General features: G+C 43.7%; 13 protein-coding genes. 6 read left to right on the top strand and 7 right to left on the bottom strand.

Translation table 11 applies throughout. The features are described from left to right. The first annotated feature begins 126 nt into the window (after positions 1 to 126). The gene (locus AACU25_RS12510) at positions 127 to 5,262 is read left to right on the top strand and encodes an nSTAND1 domain-containing NTPase (protein ID WP_096576039.1); all 5,136 of its coding nucleotides are present in this window, start codon (positions 127 to 129) and stop codon (positions 5,260 to 5,262) included. 364 nt (positions 5,263 to 5,626) lie between these two features. Here AACU25_RS12510 and AACU25_RS12515 read toward each other — a convergent pair whose 3' ends face one another. Further along, on the bottom strand, positions 5,627 to 5,971 hold the full coding sequence (locus AACU25_RS12515; RefSeq protein ID WP_190446087.1) for a hypothetical protein: 345 nt from the start codon (positions 5,969 to 5,971) through the stop codon (positions 5,627 to 5,629). A 341-nt stretch (positions 5,972 to 6,312) separates the two neighbouring features. Between AACU25_RS12515 and AACU25_RS12520 the strand changes: the two genes are divergently transcribed. After that, positions 6,313 to 7,050 (top strand): SDR family oxidoreductase, encoded by a 738-nt coding sequence (locus AACU25_RS12520; RefSeq protein ID WP_096576043.1) that lies wholly within the window; start codon positions 6,313 to 6,315, stop codon positions 7,048 to 7,050. A 380-nt stretch (positions 7,051 to 7,430) separates the two neighbouring features. Here AACU25_RS12520 and AACU25_RS36910 read toward each other — a convergent pair whose 3' ends face one another. After that, a complete protein-coding gene (locus AACU25_RS36910) occupies positions 7,431 to 8,591 on the bottom strand; it encodes an Ig-like domain-containing protein (RefSeq protein ID WP_096576045.1) in 1,161 nt (386 codons plus the stop codon). 477 nt (positions 8,592 to 9,068) lie between these two features. On the opposite strand from AACU25_RS36910, the gene AACU25_RS36915 reads away from it, so the two are divergent. After that, positions 9,069 to 9,701 carry a pentapeptide repeat-containing protein gene (locus AACU25_RS36915; protein WP_096576050.1) on the top strand — a complete coding sequence of 211 codons (633 nt, stop codon included), beginning with the start codon at positions 9,069 to 9,071 and terminating at the stop codon, positions 9,699 to 9,701. Here the strand turns inward: AACU25_RS36915 and AACU25_RS12530 are convergent. Together AACU25_RS12530 and AACU25_RS12535 are read right to left on the bottom strand one after the other, a co-directional pair. Beyond that, positions 9,596 to 9,934 carry a hypothetical protein gene (locus AACU25_RS12530; protein WP_190446095.1) on the bottom strand — a complete coding sequence of 113 codons (339 nt, stop codon included), beginning with the start codon at positions 9,932 to 9,934 and terminating at the stop codon, positions 9,596 to 9,598. The two genes, AACU25_RS36915 and AACU25_RS12530, sit on opposite strands and share 106 nt — an antisense overlap. A 229-nt stretch (positions 9,935 to 10,163) precedes the next feature. Next, entirely contained in the window at positions 10,164 to 10,577 is a 414-nt protein-coding gene (locus AACU25_RS12535) for a secondary thiamine-phosphate synthase enzyme YjbQ (protein WP_086765720.1), read from the bottom strand. Between the two features lie 292 nt (positions 10,578 to 10,869). On the opposite strand from AACU25_RS12535, the gene AACU25_RS12540 reads away from it, so the two are divergent. Then, positions 10,870 to 11,490: a pentapeptide repeat-containing protein gene (locus AACU25_RS12540; RefSeq protein WP_096576054.1), complete on the top strand. Its 621-nt coding sequence runs from the start codon at positions 10,870 to 10,872 to the stop codon at positions 11,488 to 11,490. A 109-nt stretch (positions 11,491 to 11,599) separates the two neighbouring features. After that, positions 11,600 to 12,553, top strand: a complete 954-nt coding sequence (locus AACU25_RS12545; RefSeq protein ID WP_096576055.1) for a DUF4351 domain-containing protein — start codon at positions 11,600 to 11,602, stop codon at positions 12,551 to 12,553. A gap of 22 nt (positions 12,554 to 12,575) precedes the next feature. On the opposite strand, the gene AACU25_RS12550 is transcribed toward AACU25_RS12545, so the two are convergent. The 3 genes from AACU25_RS12550 to AACU25_RS12560 all read right to left on the bottom strand — a co-directional run bounded on the left by AACU25_RS12550 (position 12,576) and on the right by AACU25_RS12560 (position 16,544). Further along, the gene (locus tag AACU25_RS12550; protein WP_096576058.1) at positions 12,576 to 13,658 is read right to left on the bottom strand and encodes a glycosyl transferase; all 1,083 of its coding nucleotides are present in this window, start codon (positions 13,656 to 13,658) and stop codon (positions 12,576 to 12,578) included. Positions 13,659 to 13,971: 313 nt separating this feature from the next. Continuing rightward, positions 13,972 to 15,903, bottom strand: a complete 1,932-nt coding sequence (locus AACU25_RS12555) for an MFS transporter (RefSeq protein WP_190445573.1) — start codon at positions 15,901 to 15,903, stop codon at positions 13,972 to 13,974. A gap of 50 nt (positions 15,904 to 15,953) precedes the next feature. Further along, positions 15,954 to 16,544 (bottom strand): cyclic nucleotide-binding domain-containing protein, encoded by a 591-nt coding sequence (locus AACU25_RS12560; RefSeq protein WP_096576061.1) that lies wholly within the window; start codon positions 16,542 to 16,544, stop codon positions 15,954 to 15,956. Between the two features lie 152 nt (positions 16,545 to 16,696). Between AACU25_RS12560 and AACU25_RS12565 the strand changes: the two genes are divergently transcribed. Beyond that, a complete protein-coding gene (locus AACU25_RS12565; protein ID WP_096576063.1) occupies positions 16,697 to 18,160 on the top strand; it encodes a glycoside hydrolase family 13 protein in 1,464 nt (487 codons plus the stop codon). Positions 18,161 to 18,325: the final 165 nt, after the last annotated feature.

An 18,325-nucleotide genomic window follows, 5' to 3' on the forward strand; every position in this document is an offset into this window, starting at 1 on the left:
AACATTAGAACATATTGAATATCGTTAATAACAAGCGGGAATTATTAATTCTCAAACTAGCAAAAGTTGATATTGATAAAATTAAACTACCTGCTGCTATTCCTTCTTTAGCTACTGTCGCCTAATATGCCACCAATTGGGATTTCTACCGGACGGAAAGTTCAAAATCAAGACAACAATAGCCCCAAGTTGTGGTTAATGTTAGTGGGGGTAAATCAATATCAAGAAGCTCAATTACCCAATCTCAATTATTCAGCTATAGATTGTCAAGGGTTAGCCGAGGCTTTGACTGAGGCTACCTCACAATTCGCGCAAAAAAATCTCAGAATTTATCACGATTTCGCTGTAGATTTACCATCTTTAGCTAATATTCGTCACAGTCTCCAGGAAATAACATCTGCTGCTGCACCCGGCGATACTATTCTATTTTATTTCTCTGGTCATGGAATTGTAGATGACCAAAGTCAAGAGGTATTTTTATGTTTAGGAGATACGCAAAAATCTGATTTAGTAAATACTGGATTAGCCTTACAAGAATTATTACAGCTATTAGCTAAAGGTGGTGTGCAGCATCAGTTAGTCTGGCTTGATGCTTGCCATAGTGGGGGAATGACTCTGAGAGGTGCAGTCAGAGAGAATTTTCTAAATCCTACCCCAAAATTAGTAGAAATATTACAACAAAAAGCCGCTAAAAGTAAAGGCTTTTACGCTTTACTTTCCTGTGACAATGACCAACAATCTTGGGAGTTTGCCGAATTGGGGCATGGCGTATTTACTTATTATTTAATGCGGGGTTTGCAAGGGGAAGCGGCAAATAATCAAGGTTTAATTTCTGTTGATAGTTTATATCGTTACGTATATCATCAAACTCTACAATATATTGATAAAACTAACCAACAATTACGCTTAATTAATCAGCAAAAAAGAGGTAAAGGAGAAACTAAACTTTATAGCGAATATCCTTTACAAACACCGAAGCGCATTGTTGAGGGAGTGGGGGAATTAATTTTAGGGAAACGTCAAAACAGCGACTCGGGTTTACACCGGCGTTTAGGAATTGTAGTTGAGGGGTTAGGAAATAGCCAGATTACATTAGATATTAGTAAATTTTTGGGCAATACGGGAGATTTTACTGTAGAGTATCTGCCAGCAAGTAAAGCATCGGCAGAAAATATTAAAGCAGCGATCGCCCATCACTTGCAACAGCCCCAAGCCGAACTCACCCTGTTATATCTGCGGGGACGCATTGAAGAAACGGAAGCTGGCGAGTGGTTATTGCTGGGAGAAGATACCCGCATTAAACGTTCTTCTTTCAAGCAACTATTATGCCAATGTCCCAGCCAACAAGTAATTATCTTTGATTGTCCTGTGGGAAGCACATCCCTAGGCGATTGGTTAGAAGAGTTGCAAATCGACTCCCATCACGGACAATGTTTAATCGGCTACACCTCACCCAAAGCAGCACCAGAATACTTCGCACAAAAATTCTTAGATATTTTAACCAGTGCAGCCAAGCCAGAAGGCTTATCTGCGGCTGGGGCGATCGCTCAGTTACAATTATCTTTAGCCGATAGCCAAACTCCTCTCCATGTCTGGTTATCTGGTACTCAAGGAATCATCGAAATCCTCACCGCCAACACTGACATTCACCCCAAACAACAAACAGTAGGCTTAGATTTGGGTGTCTGTCCTTACATGGGTTTAAATGCCTTTGTGGAAGCTGATTCTGCATATTTTTACGGTAGAGAAAATGTCACTCAGCAACTCATTCATCACCTACGCGATCGCGCTTTTTTAGCCGTCATCGGTGCTTCTGGTAGCGGGAAATCCTCTGTAGTTCAAGCTGGGTTAATTCCCCAACTCCGCCAAGGTAAACAAATTCCCAATAGCGAACAGTGGTTAATTAAAACCATTCGTCCCGGTGCAAATCCTCTCCAAGCCTTGGCTAAACTTGGGGAATGGGGAACAGGGAATGAAATTCAGCATTCTTCTCACCTCGTCATGGAAGGAATACTCCACCAAGGGATAGAAGGCTTTGTTTACTGGCTGCGTACTCTCCCACAACCGATGACGGTGTTAGTGGTAGATCAATTTGAAGAATTGTTTACCCTTGCACCTGCACCAGACAGAGACTTATTTTTGCAACTATTATTAGGGGCTGTGGAGTATGCAAGCGATCGCTTTAAATTAATTATCACCTTACGGGCAGATTTTATCGCTCGCTGTTTAGAATTTCCCCCCTTAGCTTCAGCTTTGCAGATAGCGAGTGTGCTGGTTCCCCCTAAACTGAGTTTAGACGACTATCGTCGCGTCATTCTCAACCCAGCCGCCCAAGTAGGATTAAAAGTTGAACCTGAATTAGTCGAAGTCCTTTTACGAGAATTAAATCAATCTGTTGGTGATTTACCATTATTAGAATTTGTCCTAGAACAATTATGGCAACATCGCACCGATGGTAAATTAACCTTGCAAACTTATCAAGAACAACTAGGAGGAATTAAAGGAGCATTAGAGCGAGCGTGTCAGTCTGTATACGAAAGTTTACCACCAGAAGCACAAGAATGTGCTAAGTGGATTTTCTTATCTTTAACTCAGTTGGGAGAAGGAAAGGAAGACACCAGAAGACGCATCTATAAATCAGATTTAATTGTTAAAAAATACCCAGTCAACCTGGTAGAAAAAACTTTAAATGCCCTGACAACTGCAAAGTTAGTAGTAGTAAATATAGAAGCAGAAACAACAAAAGAACCCCAGGGAAACAAAGGTACAAACATCAACGCCTCATTTCCTATTACCCATTCCCCAATCACAATTGAAGTCGCCCACGAAATTTTAATTCGCCATTGGTCAACCCTACGCTGGTGGTTAGAAGAAAATCGCGATCGCCTGCGTAAACAAAGACAAATTACCCATGCTTGTCAATTATGGCAGCAAAGCGGCAAACAAACAGATTTTCTATTACAAGGAGTCAGGCTAGCAGAAGCGGAAGACATTTATATTAAATGGACTGACGAATTAGCCGCAGATGTCCAAGACTTTATCAGCGCTTGTTTAGCCGCACGTAAACAGCAACAAATCCAAGAAAAAAATCGACTCAAACAAGCACAAAGGGCTGTAGTTGCTTTGAGTATTTTGGGTATTGCTGCGGTAAGTTTTGGCGGTTTAGCTTATTGGAAATCTCAAGCAGCCCAATTAAGAGAAATTGAAGCTTTAAATGCCTCTACCAAAGCCAATCTTTTATCGCATCAACAACTAGAAGCCCTCTTAGCTAGCGTCAAAGCTGCTAAACAACTAAACAATACTATTGGCGCACCAGCAGATATCCAAACTCAAACTTTTAACACCTTACAACAAACAATTTCTAGTTCCCAAGAACGCAATCGTTTCCAAGGACATAACGCCGAAGTTTTGACTGTTAGTGTTAGTTCGGATGGGCAAACAATCGCTTCCGGTAGTTACGACCAAACAATTATTTTGTGGAAACGCGACGGGACAAAATTACGAGTCCTCAATGGACATCATGGGGCTATTCGCACTCTTAGTTTTAGCCCAGACGGTAAAACTTTAGCCTCTGGTAGCTTTGATAAAACTGTTAAAATCTGGCGAGTTAGTGATGGTAAAATACTCCAAACTTTCCCAGGACATCAAGCAGAAATTCTCAGCTTATCTTGGGCAAAAAATGGGCAAATCATCGCCACTGGTAGTGCTGATGGTACGGCGAGATTATGGAATGTTAATGATGGTAAATTAGTGAGAATATTTCCCCTAGGTAACACTTGGGTAAACAGCGTCAGCCTCAGCCTTGATGGTCAACTACTAGCGATCGCTACTAAAGATGGTAAAGTCACACTGTCACGCACCACTGACGCTTCAGTCTTCAAAACCATCTCAGCCCATCAAGCCGCAGTTACCAGCGTCACTTTCAGCCCTGATGGGGAAACCTTCGCCTCAGCCAGTGAAGATAAAACCGTTAAACTCTGGCGCAAAGACGGGACATTAATTCATACCATAGCAGCCCACGAAGCTGAGGTTTTAAATGTGCAGTTTAGCCCTGATGGAAAAATTCTCGCCTCCAGCAGTACAGACAGTAGCATCAAACTCTGGAACACAAGCGACGCAACCTTACGCCAAACCATCCTCGGACACACCATCGCCGTTTATGGAGTCAGCTTCACACCCGACAGCCAAACCCTAGTTTCTGCTGGTGCTGACAAAACCGTGAGACTTTGGCAAGTAGACAATACTTTATGGAAAACTCTCTCTACCAGTCAAGGTCAAGTTTACAGCGTCAGCTTCCACCCCAACGGCAAAACCTTAGCTTCCGCCGGGGAAAATACCAATATCAAAATTTGGCGACTAGATACTGGGACTGTCAGCCAAACTTTGCAAGGATACGCTACCTCTATTTACGGTCATAGCGCCCCAATTTACAACCTCGCCTTCAGTCCCGACGGTGAAATTTTAGCATCCGCCAGCAGCGATCATTTTATTAAACTCTGGCGTACGCGTGACGGTTATATGATTAAAACTCTCCAAAGTCATCAACAGTCAGTCAATAGCCTCAGCTTTCATCCCCAACAGCCAATTCTCGCATCCGCCAGTGCAGATAAAACCGTAAAAATTTGGAATTTTACCAAACAAACATTAATTACCACCCTCACCAGCCACAGTGACGAAGTTCTCAGCGTCACCTTCAGCCCAGACGGACAAACTCTTGCTTCCGCAGGTAGAGACAACACCATTAAACTCTGGAGAGTCAAAGATTGGCAATTACTTCACACCCTCACAGGACATACAAACCCCATCAACGCCCTAGCTTTCAGCCCCGACAGCCAAACCCTAGCATCAGCCAGTAGCGATAAAACCATCAAACTTTGGCGGGTACAAGATGGAGTATTACGCCAAACTCTCAACGGCCATAATGATGCAGTCTGGGGCGTAAGTTTTAGTCCCAACGGTAAATTTATCGCCTCCGCCAGTAGCGATAAAACTGTAAAAATCTGGACAAGTACAGGTACACAATGGAAAACTTTTCTCGGCCATCATGATGCAGTTTTAAGCCTCAGCTTCAGCCCTAATCATCAATTTTTAGCCTCCGCCAGCTTCGATGGTACAGTCAAAATCTGGCGTTTAGACAACGCAGAACTGCAAACCCTCAATCTGCATTCTCTACTGAACCGCAGTTGTACTTTATTACATGATTATTTAACAACTAACTCGCAACTCAGCCACCAAGAAAAATATGATTTATGTCCACATTAGGATGCCATATTTGCATTGGCATGGTTACGCGTGTTTATATCCCCGACTTTTTTTAAAAGTCGGGGATCTATGACCTATCATAATTTGCGTGGTGGACTAAGTAATACCATTTTGAAAAAAGAACGCGACAGATAGGTGGGGGCACGGCACCTGTAAGATATTTGAATATACCAAAAGATTGTGGATGCCGTGCCCCTACATGGAATTTATCTGTCGCAAACATTATTTGAATTGGTATAAGTCAGTGGAAATAAACCAAACTATGTTAAGAAACGCAAATAGGCTTGAAATCCTTACCAATGACCAATGACCAATGACCAATGACAGCCTCAGCCAGTTATCTTTAATTTCACCGACCTACTTATTAGTAACCAGGTGTAGATTGATTTTGATTGACAACTGCTGGGTTAACATTTGCACCAGGCTGAGACAAAACATTATTAATATTGAAAAACTCATCTCGCCGTGGCGGTCTAGGCCCCTTTGGCCCCTTGGGTTGGACACCATTCGGCCCTGGTACAATCACATTATCGATAGGATTTGTGGTTGCGCCTTCAACTGGAACTGGGTTTTCGCTGGGGTTTACTGATGTTATTGGCAAATTCTGAATTTCCACTTGATTCAATTTCACCGGATTAGCCAAGCTAGGCAATGCACTGAGTAAAATTGTTGGTACTGCGATCGCCAAACTTAAAATTTGTTTATCCATAATTAACCAATCTCTTTTCATCTCTAGTAATTACCTCTAGCTACATCACCGACAATCATCCCCATTCTCGGATAATGTAGGCTATTACCCTATTCAGTTGATGGCAACAACTGACTACAAATCCCAGTTCACCCATTCCTGATTCCTGGCTAAAATTTCCTCAGATTAGGACTCAAAGGCGACAAGCAACATAGTAATTTTGCCGCAAATGTTAATCCTGCTTGGTGTGCGCGCTTCAGATGAAAGAATTGCTGCTGGTGGTGTTCTGGAGATGGTTATTTGGTATTGATATTCTCACTTTCTAGTCTTAATCTATTTAATTCAACATTAAGCGTAAATTTATGGATATTAAAAATTCAGTTGTTCTAGTTACGGGTGCTAATCGTGGGATTGGTGAAGCTTTTGTCAAAGCCTTATCTGATGCAGGCGCTTCCCGAATCTATGCAACGGCGCGCAACATTGATTCTCTCAAAGAAATTGTTGCTATTAGCTCCACAAGCATTATTCCCCTAGAGTTAGATATTACCAATCTCGAGCAAATTGCCCAAGTAGCCGAATTAGCCCAGGATGTGAATTTACTAATTAACAATGCAGGTGTAGGTAGTGGAGGTGGATTTTTCAAATCCAACAGCGTAGAAATGGCACGTTGGGAAATGGAAACTAACTACTTTGGCTCACTCTACATGATTCGGGCCTTTGCACCAATTCTCAAACAAAATGGTGGTGGTGCGATCGCCAATATACTTTCCATTGCATCTGTAATAAATATGCCAATGTTTGGTTCCTACAGCGCTTCCAAAGCTGCATTACATTCCCTCACCCAAGGGGTACGCGCTGAACTAGCCGCACAAGGAACCTTAGTCGTAGGCGTATTTCCCGGGCCAGTAGATACGGATATGGGTAAACAGGTACCCTTAGATAAAGTTCCACCCAGCCAAATCGCACTTTCTACACTGCAAGCAATCGAACAAGGAATTGAAGACGTAAGCCCCGATGCCACGTCACAACAGGTATTTGCTAGTATTCAGCAAGATGCCAAAGCTCTAGAAAAACAGTTTGCCACACTATTACCACAATAGATGGGCATAGGGCATTGGGCATAGCGCATGGGAAAGACAAATTTTTATGGCAAGGTTTGTGCCAAAACTTGGTGTGAATAGCTGTCTTGTAAGTAGGGAACTCGCGCCCTCATCCCCTAACCCCTTCTCCCTGGAGGAGAAGGGGAATTGAATCTCTTGCTCCCTTCTCCCTGAGGGAGAGGGGCTGGGGGTGAGGGCAAAACCTTTGCACAAAGCGGGTTTGGTGTTAAGTTGACACGTATGGACACTTGTAATGTGGATGCCGTGCCCCTACCCATCTGTCGCGTTCTTCTTTCAAAATGGTATTACTTACATACTTGGTGGTGAAACTTGTTTCATTGGGACTACTTCCTCTGCTGACAAAGCAATGGAATATTTTTTTAAAGCGTCAGAATACGCTTGCTGATTGAGAATATATCACACAACTTGGCAGAGGTAGTATGTCCGGTGACAGGGTTGGTATCATCGCCAAAGTTCCAGGTGTAGGTGAGGTCATTACCAGGGTCAGAGGCGATCGCGCTGAATGTGGCGTTTGTACCTTCTCTAATATCTGATTCTACTGTAATGCTGTCGATGGTGGGGGCGATGTTGTTGACGGTGATGGTGACTGTGGCTTCGTTTGAGATGGCGTTATTGTCAAGGATGATGTAGGTGAAGGTGTCTGTGCCGACGAAGGTGTTGTTGGGGGTGTAGGTGAGGGTGCGGTCATTGTTAATAATGATGCTACCGTTATTTGGGGCTGCGCCTAGTTGTACGGTGCCTTCTGCATTGCTGTCATTAGCTAGGACGTTGATGGCTACAGGTTGTGCTTGGTTGGTGGTGGCGGTGTCGGAGTTGGCGATGGGGGTAATGAGGTTATCGTCAAGCAGCATGACGTTATCGATGATGATTTTCGCATCTTTGGCACCGAAGCCCAGGAGGTCGAAGTACAGAGTGGCGGCGGTTCCAGGGGTGATGCTGCTGATGTCGATTTTGACGGTGCGCGGTGTGTTGAGGGCTATTTTGTCGCCGGAGGTGTTTGCACCTACTATCTTGACTTTATCGCTGAAGTATGAATTACCAGATTGCTGGAGGTTGAGGAGGGAGTCGGTTTGGGTGAGTCCGCTTGATGTGCCGAGTAGGGGGGTGAGGGTGCGGGCATCGAGGAGGGCGACTTCAAAAGCGTCGCTGGGGGCGAAGGAGTTGGTTCCTAGGTGGGTGTCAAGGATGGTGAATTGTAGGTATTTGGCGTGTTGGGGGATAATGAAGGATTGGGTGAAGTTGCTGTTAAATGGCGAGTCTTCGGTGAGGACGGCGGCAGAATTGAGGATGGTGGCTGCGCCGCGTGTTGTCCAGCCATATTCGGGTTTGCTGGTGTCAGTTTCGGAGAAGTTGCCGTTGGTGATGTCTGCTAGGAGTATTGCTGTTAGCGGTGCTTGCAGGGTATTCCCCCCATCTCCCCATCTCCCCATCCCCCCATCTCTGCTACGGATGGCGTTGATCATTTGCAGGTTGAGCCATGATGGTAGTTTACGCACGCCTGGGGACAGGGTGTTGTTCATCAGGTCGTAGGGGTGTACCTTGGAGTCAAGGTGGCTGCCGTCTCTTGTGAGGGTGGCGGTGATGTTGTTGGCTATGAAGGTTTTGGTGTTGTTGAGGGTTTGGATGTAGCGGTCGAAGCCGGGGTTGCCGGAGATGATACCTAGTAGGTGTCCGGTTTCGTGGAGGATGGTGGTGAGCAGGTCGTATTTACCGAATGCGTCGCCTGTGGTGGCGCGGTAGGCTGTGTCGGTGAGGGAGGAGGCGAATTCGCTGTTGTCGAGGGGGGTGGGGTCGATGAACCAGCCAATGCCGTTGGCGTTGTGGTCGATGAGGATGGTTCCACCGTTGGGGCGACCAAGTGCGTCGAATTGGGTGATTTGGGCTTCGGCTAGTTGTCCGGTGGGGAGGTCGGCGATTTGGAAGTTGATGTTAAAGGTGGGGTCAAAGAGGTCGAGTGGGTTATCTTTATATGTGTTGGTTAATGCAGAGGTGTATAGATGAGTATAACTGCTAGGGAGTTGTTGCAGCGATACGCTGCTGGGGAGAGAGATTTTAGTGGAGTCGATTTGAGTAATGTTGACTTGAGGGAAGGTAAATTGAGAGGTATTAATCTCATTGGTGCCAATATTAGCAATTCTAGACTCTCTTGGGCTGACTTGCGGGATGCTAATTTGAGCAAGGCTAACTTGAGTGGTGTCGAACTTAGTAGTGCCAAACTGAACAACGCTATCCTTAGCGATACCATCTTCAAGAATGCCTCTATGGAACTTGCTCACCTTGAAGGCATCATTCTGGTGGGAGCTGATTTGAGCGGATCTCTCATTCGAGAATCTGGTTTGAATGATGCCAACCTTGAGGGAGCTAATCTCAGAAATACCTGTTTGCAACAATCCAGTTTTTTGAGAGCTAATCTCAGGAATGCCAACTTGGAAGGGGCCGATTTGCTCGAAGCTATTCTTGATGAAGCTAACCTCGAAGGGGCTAATCTCACCAGACTCTACTCGGTTTATGGCAGTAGTTGGTATCACGCTAATCTCAGAGGTGCTTGCATCCAAGAAACCGATTGGAGTATGTGTCGTTGGGACAATACCATTTTGCCTGATGGTAGAGTCGTCACTGATGAGGACTGAGAATGTTGACGTATCGGGAAAGTGCGATCGCAATCTCCCGTAGCGCGGTAGGCTGTGTCGGTAAGGGTTTGGGAAAATTCGCTGTTGTCGTTGGGGGTGGGGTCGATGAACCAGCCTACGCCGTTAGCATCATCATCGATGAGGATGGTTCCACCGTTGGGGCGACCAAGGGAGTCGTAGTGCGATCGCAATCTCCCGTAGGTTGGGTGGAGGCTTTGCGGAACCCAACGCATGATATCAAGAAAATAGAAATTATTTAAATAACCAAATATTTAATTCAACGCTCAAAATCAACGCTTCAAATATTGTATAAAATGTTGGGTTACGCTACGCTGCACCCAACCTACGAATCTTAAGCAAGCTACGCGTAGCGTCTTTGCAGGAGAAAGGGTAAGGGTTAAAGGTTTTTTCTTGCCCCTTTTCCCCTTCCCCTTTTCCCCTTAACCGACAAGTATTGAGTCCCTATCCAGAGATGTGAACCACTAATTCTCTCACATGACTGCGCTGACGATGTTCCCAAACATAAATACCTTGCCAAGTCCCCAACACCAAATGACCGCGATTAATGGGGATATGTTCTGAAGTGTGAGTCAACGCTGAACGGATATGTGCCGGCATATCATCAGGCCCTTCCGCATCATGAATGTACTTGCCTGATTCTGGTACAAGTTTTGCCATAAAATTAGCCAAATCCACCAGTACATCAGGGTCAGCATTTTCTTGAATCACTAAACTAGCGGAAGTGTGGCGTAAAAATAAAGTACAAAGACCAGTTTCCACACCCGACTCGGCAACAATGGCTTCAATTTTTGAGGTGATATTTTGAAAAGATTTGCCAGTAGTGGAAACTCTAAGTAGCTTTTGGTAATGAGTCACGTCGCTTTGCTCCGAATTCAAAATTTAAAATTCAAAATTCAAAATTCAAAATTAATAGCATCCGTAAATAAATCTCTTAGTACCGCGAGTGAAGCTTGGCGGTCTAGAGCATGAATTCTTTTTGTTTTCGGTCATCTGCAATGAATTAAAAGTCCACTGAGCGTCAGAATACGCTTGCTGATTGAGAATATATCATACAACTTGGGAAGAGGTGGTCTGTCCGGTAGCTGTGTTACCAGAGATTGAGTGGCTTCTATCTTAATTATGTGTTGCTTGATGTTGGAGTTGAGGTATGGAAAAGGAGAGGATTACTGCTGAAGACTTGCTCAGACTTTATGCTGCTGGGGAAAGAGATTTTAGTGGAGCCAATGTCAGTGGAGAGCTTATTGGACTTGACCTCCAAGGAATCAACCTTAGTAATGCTTACTTACTTGTCTATTGTGAGCGTTCCAATTTGAGCAACGCCAATTTTCAGAGTGCTGGAATTGGGGACTGTGGGTTTATGGAAGCTAATTTGAGTGGAGCCAATCTCAGTGAGGCTATTTTGTCTGAATCCAACTTCGAGGGAGCTATTTTGATGGGTGCTGATTTGAGAAGATCTCAGATGATTCGCACCTCTCTGGGAGGTGCTAACTTGGTAGATGCCGACTTGAGAAGTGCTAACTTGGAAAGCGCCGACCTAGCAAGTGCTAGCTTGGTAGATGCCGACTTGAGAAATGCCAACTTGGAAAGCGCCAATTTGGCTAGGGCTAATTTGACTGGAGCTAATTTGGTCGGATCTGATTTGAGAAATACCAAATTGCGAGACGCTAACTTGAGTTACGCCAATTTGGCTGGGGTTGATCTGAGTGTAGCTATTCTCTGCAATACGCTTATGCCTGATGGCACCTTCCGAGATGATCATTGTGTTTGAGTGCGATCGCCCAGCATTTGTAAAAGTAAATTATCTATAGTATGGCAATAATCGGCACTAGAGTATTCTTTACTATATTCGTTGAACAGATGCAAAATTAAAAATCCCAATGACTGAGGAATTAGAAAGAGCCGATAATGATTCACCCTGGAAAGAAATATTAGAAGCTTACTTTCCCCAAGCTATGCATTTTTTCTTTCCAGAAACCGCCATACTAATTGATTGGGAACGTCCTCATGAATTTTTAGATAAAGAGTTTCAGCAAATAGCGCGTGATGCTGAACAAGGAAGAAGATACGCAGATAAATTGGTCAAAGTTTGGCAAATTCAAGGAGAAGAAATTTGGCTATTAATTCATGTAGAAATTCAAGCCAAACCGGAAGATAATTTTGCCCAAAGAATGTTTTCTTATAATCTGCGAATATTTGACAAATTTGGCAAACCAGCAATTAGCTTGGCGATTCTGTGCGATGCTGACCCCAATTGGCGACCAAATCACTACAATTATAATTATCCTAATACCAGGCTAAATTTTGAATTTGGCACCGTCAAACTTCTTGATTATCAAAACCGTTGGGCAGAGTTAGAAGCCAGCAATAACCCATTTGCAACGGTTGTCATGGCACATTTAAAAACACAGCAGACAAGTAAAAAACCAGGCGATCGCAAAACTTGGAAATTTAGCTTAATCCGTCGATTATACGAACAAGGGCTGCAAGAAAGAGATATTCGTAACCTCTATCGATTTATTGATTGGGTTATGATTTTACCAAAAGCATTGGAAGCGGAGTTTTGGGAAGAATTTAAGCAATTTGAGCAGGAGCGAACTATGAGCTATGTAACCACTGGTGAACGTATTGGCTACGAACGGGGACAAAAGGAACAATCGCAAAGTCTCATCCTCCGGTTACTACAAAAACGGGTAGGAGAATTACCGCAAGAAGTTCAAGAACGCATTAAATCCCTTTCTCTAGCGCAATTAGAAGCACTTGGCGAGGCTTTGCTAGATTTTACAGGACTAGAGGATTTACTTAGCTGGTTAGAAGCAAATCCTGCCGATTAGGATTTACGTAATGCGATCGCTCCTAACTCATAGAAAAATATTGCATCACAGCATTTGCGATCGCTTCATTGCCATCTTTAGCAATAGGTTGGGATAGCTTTGGTTGCAGCAGAGGTTGATGCAGAAAATCCCATGTTCCTTGGAAAAACTCCGTTGGACTGAGAATTTGATGCGGATGATAATTGCTCAAACCTTCCACTAAAAAAGCTGCTTCTGCAAAACCTTCACGTGTCACAGTAGCAATAGGTACTTCTAATTTAATAGCCTCCGAAAAAGTACCGTAACCAGGTTTAGACAAAACTCGCGCACAAATAGGCATAAAATCTACAGGGCGGTATTTACGGTCAGTAATTTTCACTACATTGGGTAAATCTGGTGCAGATTGGTCAAAAACAATGAATTGCCAATCGGGGAAAAGGCGCAGGTTATTGTAAGGAAGCTGCTGTACACCTAAGCCGCCGAAAGTCAGCAGAATTGTCTTTTCCACAGGTGCAGTAATTCCCCAGATGGAACGCAAATCATCAGCAGCGTAACGAGGTGAACCACCTGTTAAACCCACATCAATAATATTAGAGAAAGCAGACATTGGTTCATGGAAAGGGAGACGATAGAGGCGATCGCATTTTGAATAACACTCACTAATCCAATCGGCAATTGCCAAAAATTCCCCACCCCAATCACGATAGATCAAATCCCAGCCAAAGTTACTCATCGACCAGCAGGGAATATTTGCAGCCTTAGCAATTACAGAAGCGAGGAAGGGGATATCCGCCAAGATGAGATGGACGCGATTTTGACGAATAAAGTTGACTTCCGATGCCACTAGGGAATTTTGCTTCTGTTTAATTTCCCTTAATTTGTCTAAAGTCGCAGCTTTATCCATTGTCAAGCTATCTGCTTGGATGACACCCAAATCAAAAGCCCTGGGACGATGGATAAAATCACCTTCGATATAGCATTCTAGTAACCACCGCGGCGCAGTAGTCACCATAATTAACAAAACTTCTGGACATAACTTTTGAATAGTAGCGGCAACTGATGCCATACGACTAGCATGACCAAAACCGTGGTTAGTAATAGCTATGTATAAAATTGGGCGTTCCATAAGCAAATCACAGCAGAGAACAATGGGCAGAGGGTAGTGATTGTCTACACTCCTCTAATACCCAGTTTCTTTACCGTAATCTAAGAGGTTGTTTGAAAAGTTTTTCCCTGTGATTTTAATTGCACTGTTACCCCCCTTAATCCCCCCTTGTCAAGGGGGGAGACCGGAAAATCCAGTTCCCTCCCCTTTCTAAGGGGAGGGCTAGGGTGGGGTAAAAAATATTTGATACACTACTACAGACTTTTCAAACATCCTCTAAGACAAAGATATTGACACACTCTCCGCAATTGAATTTACCTTTGCAGCAATCCATCTAAATTCCAGGGCGGAGAATTTTCTCTGCGACTTGGGGAAACCATCGCTGAAGGAAAACCAGCAGTTTTGTTTTACCAATGTGCATCTCATAGCGATCGCGCCTAAAATTATGCCAGAATTCATCCGCCAATGCTTCCGGTGAAATTTTCCCTTTACCCCTACCTTGAGTCATTGGTGTATCAACTAAAGGAGCAATTATTTCAAATACTTTAATTGATGTGGTTTCCAGTTGCCAGCGCAGGGCTTTAGTGGCAATATGTAATCCGGCTTTACTACCGCAATAGACGGGCGCACTTTGTTTCGGTACTAATCCTAAGCCAGAAGAAACATTTACAATAGCAGCGTTGGGCTTGGTCAACAAATGGGGTAACATCAGTTTAATTAATTGCAATGGCGCAATTAAATTGGTGCGTAATTCTTCTTCAATTAACTTAGTGGAAATCTCTGGATTGATAAATTCGTAGTTATATTGCATCCCAGCATTGTTAATCAAAATATTCACATTTGGGTAACGCTTAACAAGCTGTTGTAAAGCATTTAAATCTCGTAAATCAGCAACTTCAGTAATAATTCCCGGCAAAAGTTTTTTGACTTCAGCTAATTTCTTGCCATCACGTCCAGTAATAATCACTGTATTGTGGGCTTGCAGAAATTTTCTAGCTAATGCCAAGCCAATTCCTGAAGAACCTCCAGTAATTAACACTGTATTGCCTTGAGTTGAAGTAGCAGATTTTGGTACTGATAGCTGAACAGCAACCGCCGCCACGAGAATTTGAGCAGCACTAAACCAATAGGGTGTATCTGGGCTAATGTTTTGATATAACCAACCAGCTAACAACGGGGCAATCATTCTAGCTAATGCTTGTACTGTTTGAATATTGCTGTTGATGCGTCCTTGAATTTTTTCACCAACAGTTTTGGACATCAAGCCAATTAAGGAAGTTTCGGCTAGGGGCTGTCCAATGCCCACAAGTACAATACTTGTATAGAGAACTATAACCGAGCCTGTGATGGCGAATACAGCAGATAAACTAAAAGCCAATCCGGTGATTAACGCCCCAGAAAATGCCATCCGGACTTCGCCCCATTTAGGCAATAACCAGGGAATAATTATTATTTGATCAAAAACGCTAATGACACCAAATAAGGCAAATAACGGGGCAATTTGTGGGGCTGGCCAATTAAATTGCTCATTTGCTAAAGCAGGTAAATTAGAAATGAGGACAAACATCGCCATATTCATCATCAAAAAGCTCAACATCAGCCAGCGCAGTTGAGGTATTGTCAAACAGGCTTGCAATTGAGTGAAGGGATTCAATTGAGCAAAATCAGGTTTAGGGGAACGCTGGGTTGGTGGTAAAGTTTCCGGCATAGCGAAATACCCCCACACCAAAGCTATAACAAAAGCGATCGCCACAACATACATAGGTAAATTCGGATGAATACCCGACATTACCCCACTCACAACCGGGCCGATAATTAGCCCTAAAGCCATCATCCCACTCACCCAGGAAAAAGCACGAGTCCGTTGTTGAGGTGTGGTAGTATCTGCGATCGCAGCAAAGGTCATACTGGCTGTACCATCGGTTAACCCTACAATTAGCCAGCCTGCAAACAGTACAGCTAATGCGCCCCCACAGCCAAAGATAAAATATCCCAAACTAGCCCCTAAAAGGCTAATCAGCATCATCCATCGCCGCCCATAAGCATCGCTAAGATAACCAATTCCTGGCAGTGTCAAAAATTGGGCAAGTGAGAAAGTGGCATATAATAGCCCAACTTCCCACGCTGTGCCACCATAAAGCCCCACCAACGTCGGCATAATTGGATTTAGGACACCGAAGCCCAAAAATGCCAGAAAGCCTGTGTAGAGGATAAAAGTATGTAATTTTGTCTTCACCATTGCCAGTTTAGAGCGATCGCATTTCATAACATCTTTTTAGATGTAATTCCCCACAATGGCGAAGTCATTAACCTATGTTAATTCGGCTGGAGAATTTTCCGAATCCGACTGAGCGACACAGGCGAAATACCTAGATAAGAGGCAATATGATATTGCTTAACTCTGTGTTCTAAATTCGGATATTCTTGCAAAAACTTTTGATATCTTGTTGTGGCATCATCTAGCAGTAATTCCGCCTCTCGCCGCTCTTTTTTAATAAATAAAGCCTCAACTAATTTATGATTAACAGCTTGCCAACATGGATGTGCTGCACATAGTTGGACATATTGACTATAATCTGCAACTAGTAATAATGAATCTTCTAAAGCTTCAATAAAAAATTGGGCTGGTTGTTTTAAAATCAGCGCACTATAGGCAGTCACAAAATGATTTTCTGGACAAAATGATTTGGTGAATTCAGTACCTGCCGCATTCACATAATAAAGACGAAATATCCCCGCCACCACAAATCCAATTTGGCTAGGAATTTCCCCCGCACACATCAAAAACTCTCCGGTTTTGAAACTTGATGGTTGAAAGACTTGGGTTAATTTTGCGAGTTCATCCCCGGGAATCTCAACCAGGGTTCGTAAAACATGACTCAGTTGCAGATAGGCAGGAGAAAACATAACCATAACTCTACTAAGAAACGCTCCATCTCTTGCTTCGTCTGTTATTTTGGCAAAGAAATTGAGTGGAGATCAGAATTTCTACCACAAGTAAGACCCACAAAGAAGCTATTATTTGCAACGATCGCACCTAATAGTATCGAGAGGACTTCATGCAAATTCAAACACCAGACTGGGTTAAGCACGCGGTTTTTTACCAAATTTTTCCCGATCGCTTTGCTAAAAGTAAACAGCCTCGCAAACGCTTATTGCATGAGGCCCGGTGGGAAGATTGGGAAGCCATGCCAACGCTGCAAGGTTACAAAGGTGGCGATTTATGGGGCATTCTGGAAGGTTTGGATTACATCCAGGATTTAGGAATTAACGCTATCTACTTTACACCCATCTTTCAATCTGCGAGTAATCACCGCTACCATACCCACGACTATTATCAGGTCGATCCACTGTTAGGAGGCAATGAAGCATTTAAGGAATTACTAGACGCAGCCCATCAGCGCAACATTAAAGTTGTGTTAGATGGAGTATTTAACCACTCCAGTCGCGGCTTTTTCTTTTTTCACGATGTTTTAGAAAATGGCCCCTATTCTCCTTGGGTAAATTGGTTTAAAGTGGAGGGCTGGCCCGTTTCACCTTACAACGGTGAATTTCCAGCCAACTATGAAGGCTGGGCGGGGAATCGGGCTTTACCAGTATTTAACCACGACAACCCCGAAGTCAAAGAATATATTATGGAAATTGCCGAATATTGGATTAAATTCGGCATTGACGGCTGGCGGTTAGATGTACCATTTGAAATTAAAACACCTGGGTTTTGGCAAGAATTTCGCGATCGCGTCAAAGCCATTAATCCCGATGCTTATATTGTGGGTGAAGTCTGGGGAGATTCCCGCGAGTGGCTAGATGGTACGCAATTTGACGGCGTAATGAATTATCTATTTGCCGGGCCAACCATCGCCTTTGCCGCAGGCGATCGCGTAGTCTTAGATCAAGTGCAAAGCCGTGACTATAAACCATACCCACCTTTGTTTGCAGCTGAGTACGCTGCCCAAATTCAAGAAGTATTGCAACTTTACCCTTGGGAAATTCAGCTAACGCAATTAAACTTGCTAGCCAGTCACGATACCGCCCGATTACTGACAATTTCTGGTGGTGATCTAGCCAGTGTAGAACTAGCAACTCTCCTCTTGCTGACATTTCCTGGTGCGCCTAGTATTTACTATGGTGATGAAGTCGGTTTACCTGGTGCCATAGATCCTGATTCTCGCCGTGGCTTTCCTTTAGAAGCTACCTGGAATCGTGAAATCCTCCAGACTCACCGCCAATTAATCGCCCTCCGCCACACCTACCCAGCTTTGCGGACAGGCGATTACCAAGTAATTTATGCCCAAGGCGCACTGTATGTATTTGCCAGAACCTTAGGCACAGAAGAATTAATTATTGCTGTGAACACAGGTACAGCATCAACCAACGCAAATATTGACATTAATAATTTGCGTACTCAACCCAACAAGCTGGTATATGGCAATGCTGAAATTACCTGGGATAATCAAGGTGAAAATCAACAGCTTTCCCTATCTCTTCCCCCACGCGCCGGTTGCATCCTCAGCGTCAGTTAATAACGCATGAAATAATTTTCATCACACTTATTCTTAGGGTGGGTAGTTTTATTGCTCAAGCCCTTATTTTTTTACGTTGTTCACCCACCCTTGTTCCCAACTCCCAAGTGTTCTGTAATTTTTGAATTTTGAATTTTGAATTTTGAATTGATTTGTCCCCAACCC

Source organism: Tolypothrix tenuis PCC 7101, assembly GCF_963874875.1.
Lineage (GTDB): Bacteria > Cyanobacteriota > Cyanobacteriia > Cyanobacteriales > Nostocaceae > Aulosira > Aulosira tenue.